The organism is Arcticibacterium sp. SM2516, assembly GCF_057914865.1.
The window spans coordinates 302688-329164 of the sequence record NZ_CP195290.1 but is presented as its reverse complement, the minus strand read 5'-3'; the positions used below and the strand labels follow the sequence as shown (position 1 = coordinate 329164).

The window sequence follows — 26477 nt, the reverse complement described above, 5'->3', positions numbered from 1 at the left end:
TCTTAAGTTCAGTTTTATTCCTAATTTCGAAAAATGAAATCAACCTTGACCTATTTACAAGCTCAAACTTTCCTTGCTGCCCTTTTTGAAAAAGTAAATCTTCCAAAAGACAAAGCCAATATTACCCTCCATATCCTTCTGGAAGGTGAACTTTTAGGACATAGAACCCATGGGCTTCATCTCGTGATGCCCTACATCGATCATATCCAAAAGAAAAGTATGGAGACAAAAGGTAGTTATGAGGTATTGAACCAAACCGCTACTTCTGAGCTATGGGATGGCAAGTATTTAGCCGGCCCTTGGTTAATTGACAGTGCCATTAAGAAAACCAATGAAATAGCTGAACAGGAAGGTGTAGGTACCGTGGTGATTCAGAAGTCTTCTCATATAGGATGCTTGGCGGCTTATATGGAAAACGCCACACGTAATGGAAACATGGTCATGATAGCTTGCAGCGACCCAGACAATATGACGGTAGCTCCTTTCGGAGGAACTACTGGGGTTTATAGCCCAAACCCTCTGGCTCTAGGTATACCCACCGAAAACGAACCCATTATTATAGATGTGAGTATGTCTGCTACTTCCAACGGTTTAATTCATCAAAAGAAACAAATAAATGAACCACTCCCACACGCTTGGCTCTTAGATGCTGAAGGCGTACCAACAGCTGACCCAAATACATTTTTCAATAGCGAACCTTCCACTATCCTACCTTTAGGAGGCTTAGATTCCGGCTATAAGGGTTTTGCATTAGGTATTATGATTGAAGCCATGACCTCTGCTCTTGGTGGGCATGGACGTTCTAGCGAACCAGGAAGATGGGGGGCTTCTGTATTTATACAATCCATTAACCCAAGAAAATTTTCTGGTGAAAGTTATTTCAAAAAAGAGATGGAATTTCTTAAACAGCAATCTTTAGCCAGCAGGGCCGCAAATTCTAAGCAACCTGTAAGAATTCCAGGCCAGAGAGGCTTAGAACTTAAAAGACAACAAATGAAAGATGGCCTAACTTTAAGGTCTGACACGCTGGAAGGGCTTCAGAAATTAGCCGAAAATTATAGTATACCCCTTTAGATTAACCCCATTTTTCAGGGCTTCTTTTCCATTTCTTAAGTGATTCTAAATCAGTATCCTTTACGTAAGACTGTTTGACAGCCTCATCTATTAAAAAACTATAATTACTTAGTGTCACTAGCGGCACATTGGCCTCTTGAAAATTAACTCCTGCCACCTTAAGTCCATAGGTAAAGACGGAAATCATACCGATAACTTCAATCCCTAAAGCTCTTAAGGCTTCAACGGCTTTGAGTGAACTGCCTCCGGTAGATATCAAATCTTCCAGAACCACTACTTTCTGACCTTTGACAATCTTTCCTTCTATCTGATTGCCCATTCCGTGCTCTTTTGGCTTAGGCCTAACATAAGCGAATGGTATCTTTAAGTAATCTGCCACTAGAGCCCCTTGAGCAATACCCGCCGTGGCTACACCCGCTACCAAATCTACCTCTGGAAAATGTTTCTTGATAGCTTTAGCTAGTGCTTTCTTTATAAAAGTTCGTCCTTCTACATCAGACAGCGTAATTCTATTGTCACAATAGATGGGTGATTTCCATCCGGAACTCCAAGTGAATGGGTCATTTGGACTTAATTTAACAGCTTCTGTTTCTAATAAAATATTAGCAATCTTTCTAGCAGTGGTCATTTATTAACTTTATGGTTTTTCTTGATTCTCGTCCAGGATAGTCACTAAGATTTTGTCAACACGGTTTTTATCCATATCCACAATTTCAAAACGGAAATTTTCCCAATCAAAATAATCTCCCGTATCAGGGATTTCTTGTAAAATCTCTAGAGCAAAACCACCCATGGTATCAAAACCCTGATAGTCTTTTCTATTACTTATTTCTACATCAAACTCTTGTAAAAACTCATCAAAAGGAAGAGAAGCGTCTATTAGGAAAGTGCCATCTTCTCTTTTCACTATCTCAAATTCAAATTCATTAGTCTCAGAAATATCGCCTACCAGGGCATCCAAGATATCGTTCATGGTCACTACTCCCTGTACGTTACCATATTCATCCACAATAACCCCAAAGTGTCTTCTTTCCTCTTGAAACTTCTCCAGCACCTGATACCCCAAATTATTTTCCGGAATAAATAAGCACTCTCTAAGACTTTTTTCTAGGGATTTCAATTCTGTAGATAATGATTTACCAAGTAGGTCTTTGACATAAAGCAAACCAACCATATTATTGATACCATCATTACATACTGGGTAAACAGAATGGCGAGAGGCGATAATCTTTTTCTTGTTTTCTATAGGGGTATCCTCTAAGTCTAAGAACGTAACTTCATTGGTATTGGTCATTAAAGAGGTTATCTTTCTGTCTCCAAGATGAAATACGTTTTGAACTATTTCGTGCTCAATCTCCTCTATAGAGCCCCCTGTAGCACCCTCCTTAGCCATCGACTTGATTTCTTCTTCCGTAATGAAGTTATCTGATTCCTTAATACCAGTAAGGCTAAAAAGAAACTTGGATGTTTTACTTAGTATCCATATAAAGGGATACGTTATCCTTGACAACGCAATCATCGGGCCCGCCATATAACTAGAAATAGTCTCTGGGGAGGCCATTCCTATTCTTTTGGGAACCAATTCACCAAAAATAAGTGAAAGGAAAGTTACGAATATTGTAATTAGCACTACCGAAATGGTATCAGCATAAGGTACAAAATAAGGTACCTGCTTTATAAATGGCTCTATATTATCTCCAAGCCTATCTCCAGAATAAATACCCGTAAAAATACTGATCAAGGTTATTCCTATCTGTACTGTACTTAAAAAGTTGTTCGGGGAGTTAGCCAGTTTTAAAGCCGACCTTGCTTTGCTGTCGCCATTTTTGGCTGCAATTTCCAATTTTGTTTTTCGGGATGAGATTAGTGCAATCTCGGACATCGAAAACACCCCATTAATTAAAATCAGAACCAATAAAATTATTATTTCCATTAAGCTATATCAATCCCTCTTAGGGAACACTGCTCTTTTATTTAACTGCAAAATAATACAAATGTAAATCGCTTTACTACTTAAAAATTAAATATTTTAGAAATTAGGCTTGCACTAATAGACCAAACCCTATTTTTGCACTCAAACAATAAGAAACAATGGTCATATTTATTAATCAATAAGAAACAATGGTCATATTTATTAATGACAGGCCTATCTTTTTTCAGGAAGAGAAGATTGGTGCCAACAAAAAGTTTGACACCATAATTTCGGATTCCAATAGACTGAAAAACTTAAAAGAATGGCGTAAGAAGGTTTTAATACCTAATGCTTCACCTGAGATAATTACTGCCTTTTTTAAAGGTATTAAAGAAATAAAGAAGTTTGACTTTAAAAGTTTAACCTTTTACGTCAAAAGCCTGGATGAAGCTAAAAAAACCGTATTTGGTCAATATAAGATAGTGGATGCTGCAGGAGGTCTTGTGATAAACAATGAGCATAAAATTCTGATGATTCATAGGCTGGAAAAATGGGATTTACCTAAAGGAAAAGCAGAAAAAGGAGAAACCATGAGGGAGACAGCTCTAAGAGAAGTGGAAGAAGAGTGCAATATCAAGGTTTCCTTAATAGACAAGTGTTACATTTCGTATCACACCTATCTTCATAAAAATGTTAGAGTGCTGAAAAGGACTTTTTGGTATGAGATGAACTTGATTTCGGACGAATTTATGACTCCGCAGTTAGAAGAAGGTATTGATGACATCAAATGGATGAATAGTTTTGAAATGCACAAGGCTTTGCAAAAAAGTTATCCGTCTATTAAAAACGTTTTAAAACACATGCTATCTCAGGAACTTAGTTTTTCTAAAGGGTAAGGTACATAGTTACTTACGTCTACCCCAAAAGAATGCAGCTCTCGTACAATACTTGAGCTAATGGGTGCCAGTTCTGGAGAAGTAATTAAGAAAACAGTCTCTAAACCGTCTACAATCTGACGGTTTACTTGGGCTATGGTGTTTTCGTATTCAAAATCGGTGGTATTTCTTAAACCCCTTATTAAGAACTCAGCACCTTCATTTTTAGCTACTGCGGCTGTTAAATCGTTATAATTTATAACTCTAATTCTGGGGTCATTATTAAATGCACCTTTAATGACACCCACCATAACCTCCAACGGAAAATATCTCTTCTTAGCAGGGTTATAGCCTATACCTATAATAATTTCATCAAAAAGCTTCAAACCCCTCTCCACAATATCTGCATGCCCCTTGGTAAAAGGGTCAAATGAGCCAGGAAAGAAAGCGATTCGTTTCATAGGGTATTGTTATATAGGCTTAAAGATTGAAATGTTTTTACTCATTTCAAAACAAGAAGAATGTTTCTATCTCAAATTTTTCTAAACCATTAAAAGCTTTATTCTAAAAAATACATAACTTAAAAATAGCCCTAAACAGCTTATAACAAACACTTCATACTGCACTAAACCCTCCATATTTAAAGTAGATGGCCTTAGGTTATCTCATTTTAAAATTTAAAGTAGGCTAGAATTTCTTATGATAAATACTAAGTTTGTAGCTTCCAAAACGAACAATAAAACAACAGAAATGGAAAGATATTTATGGGGTGTAGATTTAGGCGGTACTAAGATCGAAGGAATTGTCATAAACGACGCTACTGGCGAAACGCTGATAAGAGAGAGAGTACCTACTGAAGCTAAAGAAGGTTACCAGCATATCTTATCACAGATTAAAAAGTTGATAGACGGCTTATCTGAAAAAACAGGTATTAAACCTACTGCCATTGGTTTTAGTACGCCTGGGACGCTAGATCCTGGCTTACAAACCATGAAAAACAGCAATACTACTTGCATGAACGGCCAATCTATGAAAAAGGATTTGGAAAATTTATTGAAAGTAGAAATAGCCATGGCAAACGATGCCAACTGTTTTGCTTTAGCCGAAGCCACTATGGGAATAGTTCCTGATAAATATCCAGATGCTCAAGTAGTTTTTGGTGTCATTATGGGTACTGGCGTTGGTGGTGGTGTAGTGGTAAATGGTAAAATAATAAGCGGAAAACATGGCATTGGAGGAGAATGGGGACATAATGTCTTAGGCGACGACCAAACGCCTTGTTATTGCGGTAAAAAAGGTTGTAATGAAAATATATTCTCAGGGCCAGCTCTAGAAAGGTTTTACGCCAGTATTTCTGGAGAGAAAAGAGGTATGAAAGAAATAGTTGAACGCTATAGAGCAAATTCAGATGAGCATGCTACAGCTACCATGCAGCGTTTGTTTAAGTCTTTTGGAAAAGCCATTCACTACATCTTAAATGTTCTGGATCCAGATGTGGTAGTTCTCGGTGGTGGTGTGAGTAATATTGATGAAATTTATACGGAAGGAGTTAAAGAAATTGAAAACTACATTTTCAATAATAGAAAAGTAGAAACCGTCTTTTTAAAACCTAAACTTGGTGATAGTGCTGGCGTATTTGGTGCAGCCGAACTGGTTAGATAAATTTGAAAAAGTTAATATTAGTTCTTCTTTTAGGAATATCGGGGTCCTTAGTGGCTCAAGAGAAACAATTAGAAAAATCGCCCAAAAGAATAACTTTAGAAACTGGATATACCGGTATCATTAAAACCAATTTACCAGAAATAAGTAAAACAGGTTTTTCTTTCGCAGCGGATATTATGTGGCAGGTCTCTGGATTTACCGGTAAACCTAAAGCCTTTTTATCTTTGCCTATTGGTTACACTGCGGTACCTCCGTTAAAAGAAAACACCAAAAATCTCGGTATCGCTTTTTACGGTTTACACATCACACACGAGCTTTCTAATAAAAATAAGTGTGTACCTTTTGTGGGCTATAGTTTACTTTTTAATCAAGTGCACTTACAAGAAACGGAAGGAAGGGTTATTGGTCATGAAACTCGTTTTGACGCTGGCTACTATTTGGGTAAAAAGGTATTTCTGAAAGCAGAATACAGCATTGCTAGTTTCCCTGCCTTAGGAAAACGCAAAACCGACAAAATAAACACCGTAGCCGTTAAATTAGGCTATGTGATTAAATAATGGAAGATTTTGTTTTCTACTTTTACCCCACCCTACTCAATGAGTATCACCGATATCTGGCGAATGCAACAGAGGAATCTAAGCTAAAACTCATTAACAGAATTAACAGGGTACCAGAGACGGACCCTGAAATTCTTGCGAAATTTAAGAAAGGCATCTCTTTTGAAAGTGCTGTATTGAAAAACAAGGCTGGAGATTTTAACGAAAAACTGATTCAAGAAGCAGCTTCACTCCTTCCCAAAAAAAGGAAAACTCAGCAGAAACTCTCTTTCAGGCACAAGAACATTCACTTTTACGGATATGCAGATGTTTTGGGCGAGGCCAGAGTTATTGACCTTAAATCAACAGCAAATCATAAGCCTGGTAGACATGATGCTAACTTCCAGACCCTTTACCTCTATAGTTTAATTGACGCCGGTTTTAAGGCGATGGAATACATTATCTGTGATTTTGAAAACATCTATGTGGAGAAGTATGACGCCGCCACTTATGACTTTGAAAGCATGCTTGCAGAAATGGAGAGCTTTAGAGATTTCCTACTAGAAAATAAATCTCAAATCAGAGATAAAAAAATAATGATAGAAAGAACTCAAACCTTGTTTGACTAGCTATTCATCGCCCTTTCCAAAACCATTTATGTCGTCAAACTTTTTCAAGTTTAGGGTCCATCCGTTTTTAATGGATAAATACCTGACTATAAAAACAATGACCATAGAAACCATGACATTGACATTCTCAAAAGGGGAGAACTTCTGCATAATGACGTAAATGACAGCTCCTAAGAAACAGGCAGCTGCGTAAATTTCCTTCCTAAATATTAATGGAATTTCATTGGTCAAAACGTCTCTAATAACACCACCAAAACAAGCAGAAATCACGCCCATCATAATGCAAGTTTCTACTCTGAGGTTATATTCAGCGGCTATTTTGAACCCAATAATAGTGAATACGCCAATACCCAAGGTATCAAATAGAAACATACCTTTTTTCAACTTTAAAACACGTTTATAAAAGATATAGGCAATGGCGTATCCAATAAAAATAGCCAAAATATAGTTCCGATCATTAAGCCAACCCACGGGTGAACGTCCTATCAATAAATCTCTGAGCGTACCTCCACCCACCGCAGTCACAAAACCAATGATAAGGGTACCGACTAGATCAAAACGTTTTTCGATCGCCATTAACACTCCTGAAATAGCAAAAACACTGGTACCAAATAAATCTAAGAAGTATATCCAAGTCATAACTACTAAGGTAGGAAGATGCGTAAATTGTTTAATTATTTTGGACTGACGAATTATCAAATATATTGATAATTATTCTCACTTATTCAGAAGCCCTATACTCCACAAAATTCATCATAAATCAATGTTACCCTACAGGCTCTATCAAATCCCAAAGATTGCCATACATATCTTCAAAGACCAATACTCGACCATAGGACTCGGTTACAGGCCCTCTTACTACTTGAACCTGATGTCGTTGCAGATTCTCCAATTGGGAGTCAAAACTATCTGTATAAAGAAACAAGAACACTCTTCCACCAGCTTGCCTACCAATAGCCTTCGTTTGCTCTTCCGAAGTAGCTTTGGCTAACAAAATCCTACAAGAGTTCTTCCCTTTGGGAGACACCACCACCCATCTTTTTGTATCAGACAAATGGGTGTCTTCCAAAAGTTCAAAATCTAAAACCTGACAATAATAATTGATAGCATCATCATAATCGGTCACTACTAGAGCTATTATGATGATGCTAACTCCCATTTATTTTAAAGCAGCAGTGACAGGCTTACCTACCGAGCCATTTGGCTCTTGAATGTTTAATAACTGACTAACCGTAGGTGCTATATCAGAGATAAAAGTAGGCTCTACTGTTTCTCCATGATTTATGCCATTTCCGAAAAACAATAAGGGTACGTGTGTATCATAAGCCCACATAGTCCCATGCGTAGTTCCACGCGTTCCGTAACCGTGAAACCAAGCTGGCTCTACTAAAACCATGATTTCACCACTTCTTTTCGGGTTATAAATGTTTTGAATTTTCTCTTTATAAAAGGGAGGAATATTATCGTTGCTAAAATTCTCCAGGTTAATAACAGAATAAATCCCTTCTTGCAAAGACAATACTGGAGCTATCAAGTTTTTGATTTGTTCCACAGAAACATTTTTCTCTGCCATCAAAACTCTATTAAGATAGAACTCATAGTTCTTCAAACTCAAAATCCACTCTCCTTCACCATAAGCTTTTGAAATTAAAGCATTAGCCTCCTTTGTAACTTCACCACCAAGAAATAAGCCTGCTGGCAAATCATGCTTTTTCAAGAAAGCAGGAATCTCCGCCACACCGTGGTCGGCAGAAAGAAATAAAGTATAAGCTCCCTTTCCAACTTCAGCATCTAATGTATTTAGTAAACGTTCTATATCTAAATCTAATCTGACATAAATATCTTCAACCTCCTTTGACTGAGGTCCAAAAGCATGCCCTGCGTAATCTGGAGAAGAAAAACTAATGGCTAAGAAGTCTGTAATATCATCTTTACCAAGCGACTCATTCCTTAATGCCTCTAAGCCTATATCAAGCGTCATGGTATTTCCCCATGGTGTGGAGGCTATGGAACCTACCGTGAAAGTATGCGGAAAAATAGCTTCCTTTTGACCGTTTAGACGGTTTTCATAAGGCTGATTATCTTCTTCTGATTCTGTATAAGTTTCAATAGGATATAATGTCTCCCAAGTTTTAGTGGCATACGCTTCCGCTACGTTCTTGTCATTAAAAGCTTGAACCCAGTTTGGCAGTTTGTTTCCATAATGCGTACTCGTAATCCAATTTCCCGTAGAAGAGTCATACCAATAAGCATCACCTGTGTGACCCGCAGGCAGAATAGCTCCTCTATCCTTTATAGCTACGCCTACCACTTTAGACTTGAATTGATTCGACAACCTTAATTGGTCTGTAACCGTAGTAACTTTTAAGTTATTAGGTGACATCATTCCGGCCTTTTCTGACCCCTCACCTACTGTAGAAACTGTACTATCAGAAGCCACATACATTTCTTTACCGTCTACTTTATCAAACCAATCATTCCCCACAATTCCGGAGACAGCTGGTACGCTACCTGTATAAATATGTGCATGACCTGGCCCCGTTACTGTAGATGCGTAATGGTAATTATTGTTTTTACAGTTAAAGCCTTCTGCCAGTAATCGCTTAAAGCCTCCTTCACTATACTTTTTTTCAAATCGATATAAATACTCGTATCGCATTTGGTCAACCACAATACCTACCACCAATTTTGGTTTAGGCGTAGCGGATGAAGTTGATACTGGAGATTGAGCAGCACAACTACTCAATACGAATAAAGCAAAAAGGGCAACTAGTTTGTTCACGGTTGAAATGTTTTTTAGCAAATGTAAAAAAACATAATTACAAAACGTACTTAGAAATTATGATGGCTAAATGAGCAGACGTACATTTCAGTTATTATTGAAAATACAATAACTTCAGATTATTTAGTTCTTTCAATAGTAAACTGAATCAATCCTTTTAATGCTGTTTTATAATCAGAATCGGGAAATGCAGCCAATATATCATTGGCTTGATTCATATAGTCCATCATAGCGTTTTGGGTATAAGAAATACCACCGCTTTGTTTCACAAATTCAATGACCTCATTTACTTTGGCAGGTTTATTAGAATGCCTTTTTACCAGATTAATTACCTTATTCTTAGTGCTTCTATCAGCATGACTTAAGGCATAAATTAAAGGGAGCGTCATCTTTTTCTCTTTGATGTCTATTCCCGTAGGTTTCCCTATTTCGGCATTTCCATAGTCAAAAAGGTCATCTTTTATCTGAAAAGCCATTCCTATTTTCTCTCCTAAAAGGCGGCATTTTTCCACGTCCTCTTTACTACTTCCTGTAGAAGCAGCACCTACAGCACAGCAAGATGCAATTAGTGATGCCGTTTTCTGTCTTATGACGTCAAAATAAACCTCCTCAGAAATGTCTAGTTTTCTAGCTTTCTCAATTTGAAGAAGCTCACCTTCGCTCATTTCCTTTACGGCCGAAGAAACCAACTTCAACAAATCAAAGTCTTCATTCTCTACACTGAGAAGCAAACCTCTTGAAAGGAGGTAATCTCCCACCAAAACGGCAATCTTATTTTTCCAAAGGGCATTGATTGAGAAAAAACCTCTACGATAGTTGGAGTCGTCCACCACGTCGTCGTGAACCAGCGTCGCTGTATGTAAGAGTTCGATTAAAGAAGCACCTCTATAAGTGGCTTCAGATATACCTCCGCACATGCCTGCCGTTAAAAAAACGAACATCGGCCTTATCTGCTTACCCTTCCTATGAATGATGTATTTCATGATCTGGTCTAACAGCATGACATCAGTTTTCATAGAATTCCGGAATTTGCTTTCAAATTCCTTCATTTCATTAGCAATAGGAGCCTTGATGTCCTTAATATTTATAGACATTTACTAGAATTCAGAGGAAGAGATGGTTCGATATACATCAATGAATTGCAATTTTACAATTCAAAAGTCTAATTTTACGAACAGATTTATTTTTAAAATATAGGCTAGTAAATAAATCTAACTCTATCTTGGTTAAATCCAATTAACAGCAAACGAGAAAATATGAGGGCATTAGTACTTGGAGGCGGTTCTTTAAAAGGGGCTTGGCAAGTAGGGGCTATTCAGGCGGTTTTAGAAACGGGATTTAAACCTGAGATGATTTACGGTATTTCTGCCGGAGCACTCAATGCCGGATTTATGGTAAATGAAGCTGGCCAACAACACATTGATAACGGATTTATTGATTGGGACATTGTAAATAAAAAACTGATTCAATTCTGGATTGAAAATATTACCAAACCAGATGATATCGGACTACTAAAGTCACGTTTCCAACTGGGTATAGATACTATCTTAAGTCGCTTTGATGGCCTTTTGGACACCAATCCACTTCATGAAAAACTAAGAAGGTACATTGATTTAACCACTTTACGTCGCAGCCCAATAGGGCTTAAAGTTGGTGCAGTTAATATAAATACAGGAAATATGCACTATGCCGACCCTATGGAGCAGCATTTCTTGGATTATTTGAGAGCCAGCAGTTCTATTCCAATCATGATGCCCGCTATTCAAATTGGTGGTGATCACAGACAAGCCTATCTAGATGGTGGCTTAAGAGAAGTTGTGCCGTTGAAAAAAGCTATTGAAGATGGTGCCACAGAGATTTATGCAATTGCTACGCATCCAAAAACTAGAGAACTGGAGCCCATTAACTATCGCTCCTTCTTTTCTATGATAGAAAGGATAAAAGATATTTCTGTTAATCAGTTTGAGAATAATGATATTGAGTGGGCCGAAAACTATAATGAAAATTTAGTTTCCATAGCTGGCTTTACACTTAACAAGAAAATAACTCTTAAGGTAATTAGGCCCATAGAGTCTATTAATATTAGTCTTACCAATTTCGACTCCGATAATATCAAAGAAGTAATTAAGCAAGGTTACCAATTTGCTTATACCGAGTTAAGATAATCTTAGAAAAACTTAATTTTCGACGACAAGAGCACCCAAATTAAGGCCAGTAAAATAATGATGGAGAAAGCCCAGCTTAAACTTGTGGCTTGAGAAACAAAGCCGATCAGCACTGGACCGGCCATAAAACCGCCCATGGCAAAAGTGTTCATGACCGCCAAACCTGTGCCCTTTGACACCCCTGGCACTCTGGCAGATGCTCCATAAAGAATAGGTGCCGTACAGGAAACACCCGCTCCTACAATAGAAAAACCAATAATAGCAAACCAAGTAGTTGGTAACAAAATCGCTATTAAAACGCCAATCATTGACATTACACCACCATAAATCAAGATTTTATTGGCACCAAATTTAGGAATGAGACTATCGCCAAAAAATCTGCCTAATGCCATAAATAGCGAGTAACCAGCCAAGCCCCACCCTACAAAATATGGACTACTATTCACCACATCTCTCATAAAAACAGAGGTCCAATCTGCCATTGTTCCTTCAGTGATATTACCACATATACCTATCAATATCATCACCAAAAACGAACCTCTAGGTAGTACGAATTTAGATTGAGAGACATCATCAGCCTCCTTTTCTTCTTGAATCTTAAAAATGGTAGGTCTAATTAACAGTGCAGAGACAATAATCAAACAGGACACCACCAGCATATAATGTCCAGGCACCCATTCAAAACCCCTTGCCAAACTCGCCATCATGGAACTCACCATCAGCCCCAAACTAAACATACCATGACAAGTGCTCATGATGTTCACTTTATGATGGGCTTCAATATTAGTGACACCCATATTCATGGCAATATTTGTAATAGAGATGCCAGAACCACAGAGATAAAGTCCAATTGGCAGCAGATAAACCGACTCGGCATTCAGTGGAATTAAAAACGCCAAGGACATGGCCACCATTCCTGAAATAGTTGTGGTTTTCATACCCACCTTTGAGACCAACCAAGCTCCAACCAAATTCATGGTGACAGAACCAATAGGCATACTTAAAAGTATGAGACCCAGTTGAGCATCGTCCAGCGAAAACTTAGTTTTTATATAAGGAATAAAAGTGGCCCAAGTACCAAAAAGAATCCCAACAGATAAAAATGCAACTGCAATGGCTCTACTCTGGCGATTTCTTAGAAAGTCTTTCGTGAGGTGGCGTATCAAAATATGTTGTTTAAGAATATCAAATCGTAATTTCTAATCGATTTCCTTCGGGGTCAAGTACGACACTTTCGTAAAAACCATCTCCCGTCCATCTACATTCTCCAGCTATTTCGAATCCATCTTCCCTTAGCTCCTCTGTCAGTTCATTAACCTTTTCTTCGGAACCTACAGAAAATGCAATATGTGTTAATCCCAAATACTCCGACAGCGTTTCGTTGGCACTGCCAATTCCTGTTTTGGTCATAATTTCTAAACTCGCACCTGCTTCAAAACTTAAAAAATAGGATTCAAACCCTTTCTTGGCATTGATGTATTTTTCATTGCTTTGAGCACTAAAATACTTTTCATAAAACGCTCGGATTTTTTCCAAATCAATGCAGTATAGGGCTATGTGCTGTATAGAAGGCATATTAAATGATATCTTTTAATACCGATAAATTTATTTCTGAATAATCTTTGATGTGAAAATCGCAGGGTGGCAATTCTTCTTTGGTATGACTGCTTAAAACCCCCACTACCTTCATTCCCGCATTTATAGCCGCAGAAACGCCTGAATAAGAATCTTCAAAAACCAGACAATTTGCGGGCTCCACACCAAGGTTTTTGGCAGATTTTAAATAAACTTGTGGATCTGGCTTATGAGCAGTGACATCTTCGGATGCCAAAATAGATTCCATATTAGGACCAAAGCCTACTTTACCCATAATTAAGTCAAGGTTGGCTCTTGGTGCAGATGTAGCCACCCCCGTTTTAAAACCTTCCTTTTTCAGTAGATTTAACCAATCCATATATCCACCGATGGTGACGACATGTTCCGCATAAATTTCTCTAAAAAGCCCTTCCTTCTCTTCTTCCATCTGTTTAAACTCCTCTCCAACGACCTCTCTGCCTAAGAAATGCTTTAAAATGTAACTATTGCTTTTACCAAACATATGTTCCGCAAATTCTGCATCCGTAGGGTTTAAATTTCTTTTTTCAAAGAACACTCTGAAAGCTTTGGAGTGATAAGGATTGGTATGGCAAATAACCCCATCCATGTCGAAAATAACGGCCTTTTGTATCATGGAGCAAAGGTAATTATTCCTATTAAATCTGAGGAGATATTTAGCAATACATTCTATCTCCCTTTTGATATGATTATATTTGCCGTTCCTGTCAAAAGACAGGAAAAACATCCGAATTTTTCTTTGCAAAAAAGCATGTCAAAAACTCAAGATATAGGAAATCTAGATCCCAAAAAATACATCATTATCAAAGGTGCCCGTGTACACAACCTCAAGAATGTAGATGTGGCCTTTCAGAGAAACAAATTGACCGTGGTAACGGGTCTATCCGGTAGTGGTAAGTCATCCTTGGCGTTTGACACCCTATATGCTGAAGGCCAAAGAATGTACGTGGAGAGTTTGAGCTCCTATGCCAGACAGTTTTTAGGGCGAATGGAAAAACCCGAAGTTGATTATGTCAGGGGAATTTCTCCCGCCATTGCCATAGAGCAGCGTGTTAGCAGTAGAAATCCACGATCTACGGTAGGTACCACCACAGAAATTTACGATTATCTTAAACTGCTTTTTGCAAGAGCCGGAACTACCATCTCTCCTATTTCTGGGAAAGAGGTAAAGAAAGATAGCGTGAGCGATGTAAGCCATTTTATACATAGTTTTGAAGAAGGCCAAAAACTGATGATTTTCTCTCCCTTAAAAATGGTGGAGGGCAGAACGCTTAAATTAGAATTGGATCTTCTTCTTAAAAAAGGATTTAATCGCGTTTCTATCAAAGGGGATATATATCAGATAGAAGATACTTTAGAAGATGACAAGCTCTTAACCTCTGCTGAAGACGATGTTTGGGTTCTTATAGACAGAGCCGCCGTAAAATTTGATGATAAAGGCGAGCCTGACGAAGACAACCTTTTTAGAATTTCGGACTCCATTCAAACCGCTTTTTTTGAAAGCGATGGCGTCTGTGTCGTCCAGATTATGGGCAAACAAACCAAATATTTTTCAGATAAATTCGAACAAGACGGACAGGTTTTTGAAGAACCTAGTGTTAATCTGTTCACCTTCAATAATCCTTATGGTGCCTGTAAGGTGTGTGAGGGATTTGGGAAAGTTCTAGGTATCGATGAAGACTTGGTCATCCCGGATAAATCTTTATCACTTTTTGAAGGAGCCATAGCTCCGTGGCGTTCAGAAAGAATGAGTGAATGGCTGGCTCCATTATTAAGAAATGGCATTCATTTCGACTTCCCCATTCACCGTGCCTACAAAGACCTTACTGAGGAAGAGCAACAATTAGTATGGACAGGAAACGAGCATTTTCAGGGATTGAATGCATTTTTCGTAGATTTAGAAAAGCAAACGTACAAGGTTCAATACCGTGTCATGCTAAGCAGATATCGTGGCAGAACCGTTTGCCCAGATTGCCGAGGCTCTCGTTTAAGAAAAGACGCATCTTACGTTAAAATAGATGGTTTATCTATCACAGATTTAGTCCTAGTGCCTATAAATAAGGCTAGGGTGTTTTTTGACGAAATCAAACTAGATGGTAATAAGGCGGATATTTCCAAAAGGATAATTATAGAAATCACCAACAGGTTAGAGTATTTAGACAGAGTGGGTTTAGGATATTTGACACTAAACCGACTCACCTCTTCTCTTTCTGGAGGAGAATTTCAAAGAATAAAACTGGCTACTTCGCTGGGTTCTGCTTTGGTGGGCTCTATGTATATTTTGGATGAACCAAGCATAGGATTACACCCAAGAGATACCCAAAAGCTTATTTCTGTCTTAAAATCTTTGAGAGATATTGGCAACACCGTTATAGTCGTGGAGCATGAAGAAGAAGTCATGCGAGAAGCCGATGAGATTATTGACATTGGTCCAAATGCAGGAAACCTAGGTGGTGAATTAGTCTTTCAAGGAACTTTTGAAGAAGTTTTAAAAGCAAAAGATAATGACAATGGTTCGCATACCATCAGATTCCTGACTGGAAAAGACCAAATAAAGGTACCAACAAGACGAAGAAAGGCCATAGATTTCTTAAAGATTACTGGAGCCGAAGAAAACAACCTGAAAAACTTAGATGTTAAATTTCCCTTAGGCGTATTGGCCGTGGTAACAGGGGTGAGTGGTTCTGGAAAATCTACACTGGTAAGGAAAATACTCTATCCTGCCCTCTCTAGACAAAAAGGTGAATACACTTCTGACGCAGGAAAGTTTACCGACCTAACGGGTAGTATGAGCAGAATAAACCAAGTGGAAATGGTAGACCAAAACCCGATTGGAAAGTCGAGCAGGTCTAACCCAGTTACCTACATCAAAGCATATGACGCCATACGTGCCCTTATGTCAGACCAGCCTTTAGCCAAGCAACGTGACTATAAACCCGCTTTTTTCTCTTTCAATGTAGACGGAGGAAGATGCGAAGCATGTGCAGGAGAAGGCGAGCAAACCATAGAAATGCAGTTTATGGCAGACGTGAAACTTACCTGTGAAAGCTGCAAAGGAAAGCGTTTTAAACAGGAAGTTCTGGAAGTAAAATACCTAGAAAAAGATATTTCTGATATTCTACACATGACTGTGGATGAAGCTCTGGTATATTTCGAAGGCAACCAGCCAAAACTTTACGAAAAATTATTGCCGCTACAAGAAGTAGGACTAGGATATATTAAACTAGGGCAATCTTCTAATACTCTTTCGGGTGGTGAAGCTCAGCGTGTAAAGCTGGCTTTCTTCTTAGGAAAAGGAAACTCTGAGAAAGGAAAAACACTCTTCATCTTTGATGAACCTACTACCGGACTACACTTTCATGATATTCAGAAATTATTGAAAGCTATGAACGCACTAATAGAACAAGGAGATTCTGTCATTATAATAGAGCATAACATGGAGGTGATTAAGTCTGCTGACTGGATTATAGATTTAGGGCCAGAAGGGGGTGAAGATGGTGGCCATCTGTGTTTTGAAGGTACCCCAGAAGACATGGTAAAAATAGAAGGAAATTATACTGCTGACTTTTTGAAGGGGAAGCTTTGATGCTAGAACTAAGCTCAAAATGGTGCAAAAATTAAGGTAGATTAGTTTCCTATGACAAGACTAATCTACCTTAATCGCTTAAGAAATTTTCCTTCCAACAAAGCGAATTACCGACCCTTTTCCCACATGATATTTCCCTTCATTCAATAAGACCTCGCCCTCTTCCAAAAGCAATTCTTCATAGTTCTCAAAATCAGTTTTAACTTCTTCTTTTGAAAACAGGGTATCTATGTCGCCAGCCCCCCCCACTTTGGGATTTTGCCTTTTGTAAGTCAAATGCTCTTTACTAAAAGCCTCAAAAATAACGATTCCTCCTACTTTTAGGTATCTATTCAATTTCTTGTGTAATGCTGATTTCTTCTCTGCTGGAAAGTGAGCAAAAATAAGTCCAATGGCGTCAAAATAATTTTCTTCCAAATCGATTTCTTCTAAATCGCCTACCATATAAGACAGCTGTACTCCTTCCGCTTTAGCTAATGCCAAAGTCTTGACTTTTCCTTCCTCACTCAAATCAAGAGAAATGACGTCCCACCCTTTCTTTGCAGCAAAAACACCATTTCTTCCTTCTCCATCTGCTGGCATTAAAATAGCACCTGGTTCAAATTTCGAAAGCCATTCCTTAAAAAACACATTAGGCTCTTTACCATAAGCAAACCCTTCTTCACTATATCTGGCATCCCATTTCTCTTTCATATCTATTAGGTATTTGATAAAATTAAAACCTTACAATCGGTAAAAAATACGAACTTCTTCAAGCCTATTTAAAGCCAAAGATCAATGGAAACAAGAAGGTGACCACAACTGTCCATAAACTATAAATAGGTAAGAAGGAGGCAATCGATTTTTCTACAGATTCAATTTCCTCGGAATGCCTGATGGTTCTTATGAGTCTAAAACTTACTACCAATAGGTTTATCAGTATGATAACATTTCCACCTAACACTGCCAATCTATTTGGCGTAATCCCCCACTCAGAAATCCTAAACATGATAGCGGAAATGGCAATGCCATTTACGATGACCGTCACTACAGCAAGTAAAGTCAAAATAACCATGGAAACTTTACTTTTCCCTGTTCTGGATGCTTCCGCTACAGAAAACAAGATAATGGCCAATACTCCAATTAGTAAAGCATTAAAAACCATCAAGAACTCCCTGTCGTTATAAGGGTCTTTCCCTGAAAATACGATGGCTATCAGATATGTAACAAGGGTAATTAGCACCAAAGGACTAAATATTTTTGCTATCACTGGAGATACCTTATTGACCAGCTGTGGATTGGTTTGTGTGACATAGGTTCCTACTATTGGCGAAGCCGCCAAACCCATAACCACCATATACCTGAAGTAAAAATCTGCTATTTCAAAACCAATCAATGAGAAGAGTCCAATGGTAATACCTGTTAAAATCATTCCGGCAATAAGTATCAAAACCGTCATCACCACCAAGTCTCCATTATACCTCAAGAAATCGAGCCTTTTCTGAGTATCTAAAAAACCATTTCCTACATAAGAAAAACCCAATACAGACCAGAGTACCAGTGGTAAATGAATACAAGCAAGTATAAGTGTATCCGAGTTGGTATCGGGAAGGAAATTTATATAAAGCAAAGCAACTAATAGAGCGAAAAACACCCCTATAACCTTCATTACGGAGGTCTCGTTTTTCCAAAAAAAGTAAGCGGTAAGTATCGGAAAAACAATAAAACCAATGTTTCTGGTATAGAAGAATTCCTCCTGTACAAACTTCAATTCCGGTAACTTGGCAAGACATCCTGCCAATAAAGAAGCCATAACCACAAACATTAAGTCACTATTGGTACCCCATGAAATGTCGGAAGTTTCATAATTTAGGCGTTCATGCCAAAAACTAGTCAATGGGCTATCCTCCAATTCTGGATAAATAAGATTAAACTCCCTCCTAAATGTTGATTTATTCTTCCTGTAAAGCCTTTCAAGCTCAGCCGGACGATCTATATTTTTTACTATTTCAGTTTTCATTTTAGGTTTATACCCTTGTGTTAAAAGTTTTAAATGCTCTTATTGTCCTTTATACAAACGTTTACTACTGCTAAAGTTATACAAAAACAATAGCTTCATCGTACTTCCATTTTGAACATCTTTCTCATTTAAAAGAGTTAATGAGATCTTAAATGCTAGCCTATTGATTATAAAGTAGTAAGCCTCCCCACCCTTATTAAATCCCCCTCCCATCTCTCCATAAAACCGCATATAAAAAATCTAAAAAGTATTACCCTTCGGATATCCCAATTTTTACAAAAGCTATCTATTTTAGATATTCCAAATATAATTTGAAGCTATGAAAGCACTTGTTTTTAGTGAATATGGAAATCCAGAGGAAGTACTTCAAGTCAAAGAAGTAGATATACCTATTCCTAAAGAAAACGAAGTACTCATCAAAATAAAATCGACAGCCATTAATGATTACGATTGGAGTATGGTCAGCGGTAAACCGAAAGTTTATCAACTCCTTTTTGGTATATTCAAGCCAAAACATACGACTCCAGGCATGGAGCTATCTGGTATCATTGAGGAGGTTGGAGCCAAGGTTAGTCATTTTAAAATTGGTGATGAAGTATATGGTGATATTTCAAATTTTGGTTTTGGAACTTTTGCAGAATATATTGCTGTCAACTCAAAAGCAGTCATTCATAAACCTAGGCAACTCAGTTTTGAACAAGCTGCTGCCCTACCCCATGCGGCACTTTTGGCTTTCCAAGCCTTAGAAAACATCCGTAACAATCAAAAAGTATTAATCAACGGAGCTGGAGGAGGCGTTGGCAGTATTGGGTTTCAAATAGCCCAGTATCATCATTGCAACATAACAGGCGTAGATTCCTTAGATAAATTCGAAGCCATGAGAAAACTCGGATTCAAGCTTCTGATAGACTACAGGGAAACCGATTTTACAAAAAACGGTGAACAATATGACTTCATCTTGGATTGTAAAAGTAAAAAATCAGCTTTTACCTATTTAAGTTCTTTAAAGTCCAACGGCACCTACATCACCGTCGGAGGGGATTTAAGCTCCCTGTTGAGCGTATTTTTCTGGGGCAAAATCCTAAGGCTATTTTCAAGTAAAAAGCTAAATGTACTGGCTCTTCAACCAAATAAAGGTTTGTCTGAAGTCATCACACTTTATCCGATAAAATGCCCTATAGATGGACCATACCATTTAGAAGACATCCCAAGGCTCATTCAGTATTTTGGAGAAGGAAAACACAAAGGAAAGATAATTATCAATATTCCTTCCAACGAAGGCTAACCGCTTGATAAGCTGGCAGTAAACCCTTATGATTACAAATGAAGGCGGAGTGAGTTTTAACCCGCTTTATTCATTAGAAAATCTCCCGATTTTATCGGGATCGTAGCTAAATTGCTTCAAATCAGTTCGTAAATCCCTTTAAACTCAATCACCAGAACCCTTCGACTTTAGCTCAGGGTAAACCGCTATGCTAATCTCATTTATATGTCTGATTTATCCCACTTTAAAACTCATTACGATTCTCCAATGCATAAAACGGGTTTAACAATATGGAAATGAAGAAGGTATTGCTTTTTAGGTATAAAAAATTGAACTTTATAATAAAAATCACCTTCTCATGAAAAAAATCATATTATTGGCCAGTCTTCTTTCATTCTCCTTTTTGAATGCCTATTCTCAATCCAAATGCGAGCTTATCAAAGCAGAAGAAATCACTTGGTACGGCATAGACTTTAGCATGGCCAAATTTCTAGGCCCAGATTTCAATGACCCTCAGGCTATAAAGTCGACCTTTTTCAAGTCTTGGAATACTCTTTTAGTCAATGAAGCTGAGAAATTCAACCTTAAAAGTTTCTATCAAAAAACAAATGTTTTATATCAATTGGAAGAAGTAATGAAAAGAAATGATAAGGTCAATGAGTTTAAAATGGTGGATCTTAACGCTACCACAAACGATATTCCTGAAGCTCAAATCAAGTCCTTGATCAATGAATTCAACTTCGAAAGTAAAGAAGGGTTTGGTGCCCTAATGGTGGTGAATCATTTCTCTAAAAGCACCGTCGAAACCGCTTTTAACATTGTTTTTGTAGATCTCAAAACCAAAACCATACTCTTAAACGAAAAAGTAAAGGGTACACCTAGAGGTTTTGGATTTAGAAACTTTTGGGCAGGTGGCATTTATGAAGCCCTTAAAAAGTCTCAGGAAATCTACCAAAGCGAAATGGCATCTTGCCAATAAAGTAGCAGAAATTTTATCTCATGCACGGCTGGAGAAAGAGTGTCTAAAAATTAAATCTACCCTTTGTCTACTATCTTGATGTCAAAATAAAATAGGATTATTAAATTACATCTTATTAATATTCTTAACATCAACAATACATTAATGGAAACCCTATTCACAACAGAAAAGACGAGAAGTATTCTTCCTGTCATTAAAGAATTCGTAGAAAAGCACCTTTATCCCTTAGAAACAGCAGATAACATGAAGGGGAATTTTTCTGACGTAGAACCCACGCTGCTGACACTAAGAGAACAGGTAAAAACTATGGGCCTTTGGGGTCTAGCTTTACCTGAAAGTCTTGGAGGAAAAGGACTGTCGCTGTGTGAATTTGGCCAGGTAAGCGAATGTTTAGCGAGTTCCCCTTTTGGACATTTCGTTTTCAACTCACAAGCACCAGATATTGGGAACATGGAATTACTCCATAAATATGCCAATGCAGAATTACAAGAACGCTTCCTAAAGCCACTTACCAAAGGAAAGCTCAGAAGTTGCTTTTCTATGACCGAGCCAGCCTTTGCAGGTTCGAATCCTACTAGAATGGGCACAACCGCTGTAAAAGACGGGAATGATTATGTTATTAACGGCCATAAATGGTTTACCTCTTCGGCTGATGGAGCAGCCTTTGCCATAGTGATGGCAGTGACCAATCCCGACGCCGCTCCTCATAAAAGAGCTTCGCAGATTTTAGTACCTCTTGACACCCCTGGATACGAGTTCATGCGAAATATCCCTATTATGGGACATGAAGGAGACAGCTGGGCCAGCCATGCCGAAGTAAAGTATAATAATGTGAGAGTACCTCAGAGCAATTTGATTGGTACAGAAGGCGATGGTTTCCTTTTAGCACAAGAGCGACTTGGACCTGGAAGAATACATCACTGTATGCGTTTTATTGGTATAGCAGAAAGGTCTTTTGACCTCATGTGCAGATATGCCGTTTTTAGAGAAATAAAGGAGGGCGTAACATTAGCAGACCAGCAGAGCATTCAAAATTTCATTGCTGAAAGCAGAGTAGAAATAGACGCTTGCCGTCTAATGGTCTTAAGCACCGCCACCAAAATAGACAAAGTAGGTAGCAAAGCAGCCAGAGCAGAGATTTCTGGCATAAAATTCTTCACGGCCAATATGATGCTACGCGTTATAGATAGGGCTATTCAGACCCATGGTGCCTTGGGAATGACCAGTGATATCATCTTAAGCTACTGGTATGCCCACGAAAGAGCCTCCAGGATTTATGATGGAGCTGATGAAGTACACAAAAGCTCATTGGCAAAACAACTCCTTAAACCTTACAGAAATGCTTAATATAGACGAAGCTAGCTCCGTAAGAAAGAATGAAGAACTGCCTTTAACTACCCTTAACGATTATCTTCTAAAAACGGGATTAGAAGAAATCTTAGAAGTCAAACAGTTCGGAGGAGGATATTCTAATCTAACCTACTTACTACACGCAGGAAACTGTTCTTATGTATTAAGAAAGCCTCCCAAGGGAGCAGAAAACATAAAGGGAGGCCATGACATGGCTCGTGAATTCGGGATTTTAGAAGCACTTGACAAAGCAGGTTTCCAGCAAATCCCGAAACCACTTTCACTCTGTGAAGATGAATCCATTATTGGTTCTATATTCTATATCATGGAGCGTGTTAACGGAAGTATCCTTAGGGCTGCTGATGCTAAACGCTTTTTAAAAGAAGATAACAGTCCTTTGTTTAAAAAGCTTTCAGAAGCTATATGTCTTAATCAAGTGGCTCTTCATCATATTGATATTCATAAAACAGGATTGGATAACATAGGTAAACCGGAAGCCTATGTAGAAAGACAAGTCAAAGGATGGCACAAACGCTATTTGGCATCACAGACGGACGATTTACCTGACATGATAGCCGTGGCAGAATGGTTGGATTCCAACATACCAGTGTCTTCAGAAGCAAGCTTGATTCATAACGACTACAAGTATGATAATCTCATTTTGAATCCTGAGAATCCTGAAGAAATATTGGCCATTTTAGATTGGGAAATGTGCACCGTCGGCGATCCTCTTATGGATTTGGGTACTACTTTAGCTTATTGGGTAGAATTTACTGATGCTGATTTTGGTAAAGCTTTTAATCTGTCGTGGCTGCCAGGTAACCTGACCAGACAAGAATACGCCAACTTATACGCCGAAAAATCTGGAAGAGATATTTCTAACATCCTCTTCTACTATGTTTTTGGACTTTTTAAAAACGCCGTGATTATTCAGCAAATATATGCTCGTTATAAAAAAGGACTTACGCAAGACCCAAGGTTTGCAGGACTTATAGAAGGTGTGAAGGTTTTATCTCAGAAGGCTAAACAGTCTATTGAAAAGAATAATATGTTGTAATGATTGCTATTGAGCATCTAAGAAATATAGTTTCTCAGCTTCCTGAAGTGGAAGAAGCACCCCATTTTGAAAAAACTGCTTACAAAATCAACAAGAAAATATTTGCAACGCTAGACACGAAAAGGAACCTAACAAATCTCAAACTCTCCTTAGAACAGCAAGACCTTTTCTCTTTGGCAGCTCCTGAAAGTATATTTACTGTTCCCAATAAATGGGGTCTAAAAGGTTGGACTATCTTTAATTTAGAAACTGTTAAAGAAGAAGTTTTTTTTGAAGCTTTGAAACTTAGCTATTTAGGATTAGCTCCGAAAAGACTTCAAAACCAAATACAATTATTATGAAGCCTGAAACAATAAACATCTGTTTGGCGGAAGTATCAGATTTGGAAGAAATACTTAAACTACAGAAGTTGGCTTACATACAAGAAGCAGAAATTTATAATAATTATGAGATTACACCTCTTACTCAAAACCTAGATGCCCTTAAAAAAGAGTTCAAGAAACAAACGATTCTAAAGGCCATGCTGGGAGTAGAAATCATAGGTTCTATTAGAGCTTACCAAGAAAACGACACTGTTTATATTGGCAAACTCATCGTAAATCCTAAAGCTCAAAACAAGGGCTTAGGAGGTCAATTAATGTTAAATATAGAGTCTAGGTTCCCTTTAGCTGGAAGGTTTGAACTCTACACTGCTTATAAGAGTGTAAAAAACTTCCACCTCTATCATAAATTAGGCTATAAAGCATTCAAAAGAGCCAGCCTAGCTTCTAATCCAGATATGGTTTTTCTAGAAAAAATGGCATAAAAAAAGCTTCCGTTTGGAAGCCTTTCTCAAATACTATATCCTTAAATTATTATCTGTTAAGAATCAATTTCTCTGTCATGACTTCGTCACCATTAATTACTCTAACCGTAAGCTCCGTAGTTACTAAGCTCCCAGGAAGAGAATAAACCTTTCTTAGTTGGTTCACCGCACCTTTCATGCTTAATACGACACGACCATCTTGATTAGTAACATCCACCGTTACATCATCATTGTCGTTCATGCCAGATAATTTCAAGTTGAAGTCACCTTGCGTAGGGTTTGGCCATACGCCAATGTCTTTCTTCACAAACTGTCCTCTACCAGAGGTAAACATCACACCTCTTTCTAAGCCACTTTTCTTGTCAAATGAAGCATTCTCAGAGATATTCCAAGTTCCCTTATTCAGGTAAGCTACATTGCTTTCGTAAGTACCTTGAAGTCTTACGTTTGCGATATCGTTTTCGTCTGAGCTTTTAAGCACCCAGTACTCATTGTCATTTACATAATCCACACCATTTGCCAATTCATTTGACAATTGCGTTGGGTTTTGAGACTTGTACTCTGCAGACAGTGCACTTCTTTTAGTACTATTGGCTATAAAGCCTCTGTATGTAGAACCATCACCTACTGGAAACTCAAAGTTACTTGCATCTACCTTTGTTACCGTACCTCTCGAGTGAGAGAAATCAGATGCACCTCTGTAGTTAGCATCTTCTGTAAACACCAAAGGATTGGCTTCTGATGAAGAGACTATACCTTGGTTATAATTCAATTCCTTATTGATAACCAATGCCGTATTTAAGTCTACATTGTTTTCAATTGAGGCCTTTGAAAGAACCACATTATTTGTTCCTGAAATAGTTTGCTTATCAAAACCGTCAAAAATCACTTCACCATCAGACTTAATCTGACCTTCGTTCTGTAAATTTCCACGTAAGTTAATTAGACCATTATTTGTCAATTCACCGCTATTTTGAAAATCTTGACCTACACTTAGGACAGCACCTTCAGAAACATAAATTTGCGTACTACTTACCATTTGAGCTGAAACAGAGCCAGCTATAAGGGCAGCACTTAATGTATAGATTATTTTCTTCATAAGAATGTAGTATTTATTTGTTTTCCTGATATAAATGTAAAAAGACTTCTTGGTATCAGAAAAGTCTAATGTCCTTTTTTATTAAATGGTTTGAAGTCCAAAGCATTGATTTAGCCGCAATTATCATACCTTTCTTAAGGTACGAAGCCTTTATTTATTTAGTTTATTGAACAAAAGCCAATCTTCAAGTCTCTCAGACCATTTTGAAACAGGTCCTGGCTTGTCATATGCCAAACCAAATCCATGTCCCCCACTCTGATATAAATGTAATTCTGCAGGAATATCAAACGCCCTAAGAGCTTTCACATAAGCTAAACTATTTTCAGCCTTCACACCATCATCATAGGCATGCACCAAAAATGCGGGAGGAGTTTCTGGGGTTACCTGAAGCTCATTAGAAAAATGTTCCATTTCCTCTATCTTCAGTTCTGGACCTATCAAATTAAGTCTAGAGCCCAGGTGTGCGTTCCTGTCACTAAAAGAAATGACTGGATACATTAAAATACTAAAATCTGGTCTTAAACTAACCTTGGAGTTTTCGTTTACCCCTACACCATTCTTAAAGTGTGTAGAAGCTGTGGCGGCCAAATGCCCTCCCGCAGAAAAACCCATAATGCCTATTTTATTTTCATTTAAGCTATATTTAGCAGCATTGGTTCTTACATACCTTATGGCTGCCTGAGCATCTTCCAAAGGCCTAATTTCTTTTTCTGTAAACATTTCAGCTTGCGGCAATCTGTTTTTCAATACAAAAGCGGTTACTCCCCTAGCCGCAAACCACGCTCCTATGGTGTAGCCCTCCTTATTCATAGCCAAAATATGGTAGCCACCTCCAGGGCAAATAATTACTGCGGCACCAGTATTCTTACTTTTTTTTGCTGGATAAACCGTAAGGCTAGGGTTAGAAATATTCCTTAACCTAATCACACCATCATCAACCTCTGAGACATCCGCCTCAATTAAACCGTGTCCGCTAATTGCTCCAGGAACACCGTCCGGATAAAGTAATACCTCCATAGATTGTCCTAAACCTTGAAAAGAAATAAGTAGAAATAGAATAAATATTTTTTGCATAAAAAAAGCCTGATT

At 38.0% G+C, this 26477-nt stretch carries 27 protein-coding genes; 13 read left to right on the top strand and 14 right to left on the bottom strand.

Features of this window, described 5'->3' with window-relative positions; translation table 11 throughout:
* Positions 1-33: 33 nt before the first annotated feature.
* Entirely contained in the window at positions 34-1074 is a 1041-nt protein-coding gene (locus ACSBFT_RS01430; RefSeq protein ID WP_489603050.1) for an Ldh family oxidoreductase, read from the top strand.
* A 1-nt stretch (position 1075) separates the two neighbouring features.
* On the opposite strand, the gene pyrE is transcribed toward ACSBFT_RS01430, so the two are convergent.
* Positions 1076-1702 carry an orotate phosphoribosyltransferase gene (pyrE, locus tag ACSBFT_RS01425; RefSeq protein ID WP_463047331.1) on the bottom strand — a complete coding sequence of 209 codons (627 nt, stop codon included), beginning with the start codon at positions 1700-1702 and terminating at the stop codon, positions 1076-1078.
* A gap of 9 nt (positions 1703-1711) precedes the next feature.
* Positions 1712-3007 (bottom strand): hemolysin family protein, encoded by a 1296-nt coding sequence (locus tag ACSBFT_RS01420; RefSeq protein ID WP_489603049.1) that lies wholly within the window; start codon positions 3005-3007, stop codon positions 1712-1714.
* 188 nt (positions 3008-3195) lie between these two features.
* Here ACSBFT_RS01420 and ACSBFT_RS01415 point away from each other — a divergent pair, with 188 nt between their 5' ends.
* On the top strand, positions 3196-3882 hold the full coding sequence (locus tag ACSBFT_RS01415) for an NUDIX hydrolase (protein WP_463047333.1): 687 nt from the start codon (positions 3196-3198) through the stop codon (positions 3880-3882).
* Here the strand turns inward: ACSBFT_RS01415 and coaD are convergent.
* Complete coding sequence (gene coaD, locus ACSBFT_RS01410) at positions 3855-4322, bottom strand: pantetheine-phosphate adenylyltransferase (RefSeq protein WP_463047334.1); 468 nt, start codon at positions 4320-4322, stop codon at positions 3855-3857. The two genes, ACSBFT_RS01415 and coaD, sit on opposite strands and share 28 nt — an antisense overlap.
* Positions 4323-4611: 289 nt before the next feature.
* Here coaD and ACSBFT_RS01405 point away from each other — a divergent pair, with 289 nt between their 5' ends.
* From ACSBFT_RS01405 to ACSBFT_RS01395, 3 genes are read left to right on the top strand one after another with little or no spacing between them, the layout of a single operon-like run.
* The gene (locus ACSBFT_RS01405; protein WP_463047336.1) at positions 4612-5523 is read left to right on the top strand and encodes an ROK family protein; all 912 of its coding nucleotides are present in this window, start codon (positions 4612-4614) and stop codon (positions 5521-5523) included.
* 2 nt (positions 5524-5525) lie between these two features.
* Complete coding sequence (locus tag ACSBFT_RS01400) at positions 5526-6080, top strand: hypothetical protein (protein ID WP_489603048.1); 555 nt, start codon at positions 5526-5528, stop codon at positions 6078-6080.
* Positions 6080-6688 carry a hypothetical protein gene (locus ACSBFT_RS01395; protein ID WP_463047338.1) on the top strand — a complete coding sequence of 203 codons (609 nt, stop codon included), beginning with the start codon at positions 6080-6082 and terminating at the stop codon, positions 6686-6688. Before ACSBFT_RS01400 ends, ACSBFT_RS01395 begins: the two co-directional genes overlap by 1 nt.
* Here ACSBFT_RS01395 and ACSBFT_RS01390 read toward each other — a convergent pair whose 3' ends face one another.
* From ACSBFT_RS01390 to ACSBFT_RS01375, 4 genes are all read right to left on the bottom strand, one after another.
* The gene (locus ACSBFT_RS01390; protein ID WP_463047339.1) at positions 6689-7327 is read right to left on the bottom strand and encodes a trimeric intracellular cation channel family protein; all 639 of its coding nucleotides are present in this window, start codon (positions 7325-7327) and stop codon (positions 6689-6691) included.
* Positions 7328-7454: 127 nt separating this feature from the next.
* Entirely contained in the window at positions 7455-7847 is a 393-nt protein-coding gene (locus ACSBFT_RS01385) for a VOC family protein (protein WP_489603047.1), read from the bottom strand.
* Complete coding sequence (pafA, locus tag ACSBFT_RS01380; protein WP_489603046.1) at positions 7848-9470, bottom strand: alkaline phosphatase PafA; 1623 nt, start codon at positions 9468-9470, stop codon at positions 7848-7850.
* A gap of 119 nt (positions 9471-9589) precedes the next feature.
* Positions 9590-10564, bottom strand: coding sequence for a polyprenyl synthetase family protein (locus ACSBFT_RS01375; protein ID WP_489603045.1), 975 nt, complete (start codon positions 10562-10564; stop codon positions 9590-9592).
* A gap of 162 nt (positions 10565-10726) precedes the next feature.
* Here ACSBFT_RS01375 and ACSBFT_RS01370 point away from each other — a divergent pair, with 162 nt between their 5' ends.
* A complete protein-coding gene (locus tag ACSBFT_RS01370) occupies positions 10727-11635 on the top strand; it encodes a patatin-like phospholipase family protein (RefSeq protein WP_489603044.1) in 909 nt (302 codons plus the stop codon).
* Positions 11636-11637: 2 nt separating this feature from the next.
* Here ACSBFT_RS01370 and ACSBFT_RS01365 read toward each other — a convergent pair whose 3' ends face one another.
* The 3 genes from ACSBFT_RS01365 to ACSBFT_RS01355 are packed head-to-tail and all read right to left on the bottom strand — an operon-like array spanning position 11638 to position 13865.
* Positions 11638-12801: an MFS transporter gene (locus tag ACSBFT_RS01365; RefSeq protein WP_489603043.1), complete on the bottom strand. Its 1164-nt coding sequence runs from the start codon at positions 12799-12801 to the stop codon at positions 11638-11640.
* A gap of 19 nt (positions 12802-12820) precedes the next feature.
* Positions 12821-13210, bottom strand: a complete 390-nt coding sequence (locus ACSBFT_RS01360; RefSeq protein ID WP_489603041.1) for a VOC family protein — start codon at positions 13208-13210, stop codon at positions 12821-12823.
* Between the two features lies 1 nt (position 13211).
* On the bottom strand, positions 13212-13865 hold the full coding sequence (locus ACSBFT_RS01355) for an HAD family hydrolase (RefSeq protein ID WP_489603039.1): 654 nt from the start codon (positions 13863-13865) through the stop codon (positions 13212-13214).
* 135 nt (positions 13866-14000) lie between these two features.
* On the opposite strand from ACSBFT_RS01355, the gene uvrA reads away from it, so the two are divergent.
* A complete protein-coding gene (gene uvrA / locus ACSBFT_RS01350; RefSeq protein ID WP_489603037.1) occupies positions 14001-16835 on the top strand; it encodes an excinuclease ABC subunit UvrA in 2835 nt (944 codons plus the stop codon).
* A gap of 78 nt (positions 16836-16913) precedes the next feature.
* Here the strand turns inward: uvrA and ACSBFT_RS01345 are convergent, their stop codons facing one another.
* Both ACSBFT_RS01345 and ACSBFT_RS01340 read right to left on the bottom strand, forming a co-directional pair.
* A complete protein-coding gene (locus tag ACSBFT_RS01345; protein ID WP_489603035.1) occupies positions 16914-17528 on the bottom strand; it encodes a class I SAM-dependent methyltransferase in 615 nt (204 codons plus the stop codon).
* A gap of 64 nt (positions 17529-17592) precedes the next feature.
* Positions 17593-18834: a hypothetical protein gene (locus ACSBFT_RS01340; protein ID WP_489603034.1), complete on the bottom strand. Its 1242-nt coding sequence runs from the start codon at positions 18832-18834 to the stop codon at positions 17593-17595.
* Positions 18835-19153: 319 nt separating this feature from the next.
* Here ACSBFT_RS01340 and ACSBFT_RS01335 point away from each other — a divergent pair, with 319 nt between their 5' ends.
* The 6 genes from ACSBFT_RS01335 to ACSBFT_RS01310 all read left to right on the top strand — a co-directional run bounded on the left by ACSBFT_RS01335 (position 19154) and on the right by ACSBFT_RS01310 (position 24289).
* Positions 19154-20119 carry an NAD(P)-dependent alcohol dehydrogenase gene (locus ACSBFT_RS01335; protein WP_489603032.1) on the top strand — a complete coding sequence of 322 codons (966 nt, stop codon included), beginning with the start codon at positions 19154-19156 and terminating at the stop codon, positions 20117-20119.
* 337 nt (positions 20120-20456) lie between these two features.
* Positions 20457-21077, top strand: a complete 621-nt coding sequence (locus ACSBFT_RS01330; RefSeq protein WP_489603031.1) for a hypothetical protein — start codon at positions 20457-20459, stop codon at positions 21075-21077.
* A 144-nt stretch (positions 21078-21221) separates the two neighbouring features.
* Entirely contained in the window at positions 21222-22424 is a 1203-nt protein-coding gene (locus ACSBFT_RS01325; RefSeq protein ID WP_489603029.1) for an acyl-CoA dehydrogenase family protein, read from the top strand.
* Positions 22417-23484, top strand: a complete 1068-nt coding sequence (locus ACSBFT_RS01320) for a phosphotransferase family protein (RefSeq protein ID WP_463045955.1) — start codon at positions 22417-22419, stop codon at positions 23482-23484. The genes ACSBFT_RS01325 and ACSBFT_RS01320 overlap by 8 nt, the downstream gene beginning before the upstream one ends.
* Positions 23484-23825 carry an MmcQ/YjbR family DNA-binding protein gene (locus tag ACSBFT_RS01315; protein ID WP_489603027.1) on the top strand — a complete coding sequence of 114 codons (342 nt, stop codon included), beginning with the start codon at positions 23484-23486 and terminating at the stop codon, positions 23823-23825. Before ACSBFT_RS01320 ends, ACSBFT_RS01315 begins: the two co-directional genes overlap by 1 nt.
* Positions 23822-24289, top strand: coding sequence for a GNAT family N-acetyltransferase (locus ACSBFT_RS01310; RefSeq protein WP_489603025.1), 468 nt, complete (start codon positions 23822-23824; stop codon positions 24287-24289). Before ACSBFT_RS01315 ends, ACSBFT_RS01310 begins: the two co-directional genes overlap by 4 nt.
* Positions 24290-24338: 49 nt before the next feature.
* Here the strand turns inward: ACSBFT_RS01310 and ACSBFT_RS01305 are convergent, their stop codons facing one another.
* Both ACSBFT_RS01305 and ACSBFT_RS01300 read right to left on the bottom strand, forming a co-directional pair.
* Complete coding sequence (locus ACSBFT_RS01305; protein WP_489603023.1) at positions 24339-25388, bottom strand: T9SS type A sorting domain-containing protein; 1050 nt, start codon at positions 25386-25388, stop codon at positions 24339-24341.
* Between the two features lie 150 nt (positions 25389-25538).
* Positions 25539-26462, bottom strand: a complete 924-nt coding sequence (locus tag ACSBFT_RS01300) for an alpha/beta hydrolase (RefSeq protein WP_489603021.1) — start codon at positions 26460-26462, stop codon at positions 25539-25541.
* Positions 26463-26477 lie beyond the last annotated feature (15 nt).

Bases quoted from the DNA above. Each gene is read 5' to 3' on its own strand.
- ACSBFT_RS01310 (WP_489603025.1), top strand. From the start codon at position 23,822: ATGAAGCCTGAAACAATAAACATCTGTTTGGCGGAAGTATCAGATTTG.
- uvrA (WP_489603037.1), top strand. From the start codon at position 14,001: ATGTCAAAAACTCAAGATATAGGAAATCTAGATCCCAAAAAATACATC.
- ACSBFT_RS01370 (WP_489603044.1), top strand. From the start codon at position 10,727: ATGAGGGCATTAGTACTTGGAGGCGGTTCTTTAAAAGGGGCTTGGCAA.
- ACSBFT_RS01420 (WP_489603049.1), bottom strand. From the start codon at position 3,007: ATGGAAATAATAATTTTATTGGTTCTGATTTTAATTAATGGGGTGTTT.
- ACSBFT_RS01390 (WP_463047339.1), bottom strand. From the start codon at position 7,327: ATGACTTGGATATACTTCTTAGATTTATTTGGTACCAGTGTTTTTGCT.
- ACSBFT_RS01330 (WP_489603031.1), top strand. From the start codon at position 20,457: ATGAAAAAAATCATATTATTGGCCAGTCTTCTTTCATTCTCCTTTTTG.
- ACSBFT_RS01345 (WP_489603035.1), bottom strand. From the start codon at position 17,528: ATGAAAGAGAAATGGGATGCCAGATATAGTGAAGAAGGGTTTGCTTAT.
- ACSBFT_RS01415 (WP_463047333.1), top strand. From the start codon at position 3,196: ATGGTCATATTTATTAATGACAGGCCTATCTTTTTTCAGGAAGAGAAG.
- ACSBFT_RS01300 (WP_489603021.1), bottom strand. From the start codon at position 26,462: ATGCAAAAAATATTTATTCTATTTCTACTTATTTCTTTTCAAGGTTTA.
- ACSBFT_RS01320 (WP_463045955.1), top strand. From the start codon at position 22,417: ATGCTTAATATAGACGAAGCTAGCTCCGTAAGAAAGAATGAAGAACTG.
- ACSBFT_RS01305 (WP_489603023.1), bottom strand. From the start codon at position 25,388: ATGAAGAAAATAATCTATACATTAAGTGCTGCCCTTATAGCTGGCTCT.
- ACSBFT_RS01360 (WP_489603041.1), bottom strand. From the start codon at position 13,210: ATGCCTTCTATACAGCACATAGCCCTATACTGCATTGATTTGGAAAAA.
- ACSBFT_RS01430 (WP_489603050.1), top strand. From the start codon at position 34: ATGAAATCAACCTTGACCTATTTACAAGCTCAAACTTTCCTTGCTGCC.
- ACSBFT_RS01335 (WP_489603032.1), top strand. From the start codon at position 19,154: ATGAAAGCACTTGTTTTTAGTGAATATGGAAATCCAGAGGAAGTACTT.
- ACSBFT_RS01355 (WP_489603039.1), bottom strand. From the start codon at position 13,865: ATGATACAAAAGGCCGTTATTTTCGACATGGATGGGGTTATTTGCCAT.
- ACSBFT_RS01385 (WP_489603047.1), bottom strand. From the start codon at position 7,847: ATGGGAGTTAGCATCATCATAATAGCTCTAGTAGTGACCGATTATGAT.
- ACSBFT_RS01325 (WP_489603029.1), top strand. From the start codon at position 21,222: ATGGAAACCCTATTCACAACAGAAAAGACGAGAAGTATTCTTCCTGTC.
- ACSBFT_RS01375 (WP_489603045.1), bottom strand. From the start codon at position 10,564: ATGTCTATAAATATTAAGGACATCAAGGCTCCTATTGCTAATGAAATG.
- ACSBFT_RS01340 (WP_489603034.1), bottom strand. From the start codon at position 18,834: ATGAAAACTGAAATAGTAAAAAATATAGATCGTCCGGCTGAGCTTGAA.
- ACSBFT_RS01395 (WP_463047338.1), top strand. From the start codon at position 6,080: ATGGAAGATTTTGTTTTCTACTTTTACCCCACCCTACTCAATGAGTAT.
- coaD (WP_463047334.1), bottom strand. From the start codon at position 4,322: ATGAAACGAATCGCTTTCTTTCCTGGCTCATTTGACCCTTTTACCAAG.
- ACSBFT_RS01315 (WP_489603027.1), top strand. From the start codon at position 23,484: ATGATTGCTATTGAGCATCTAAGAAATATAGTTTCTCAGCTTCCTGAA.
- ACSBFT_RS01405 (WP_463047336.1), top strand. From the start codon at position 4,612: ATGGAAAGATATTTATGGGGTGTAGATTTAGGCGGTACTAAGATCGAA.
- pyrE (WP_463047331.1), bottom strand. From the start codon at position 1,702: ATGACCACTGCTAGAAAGATTGCTAATATTTTATTAGAAACAGAAGCT.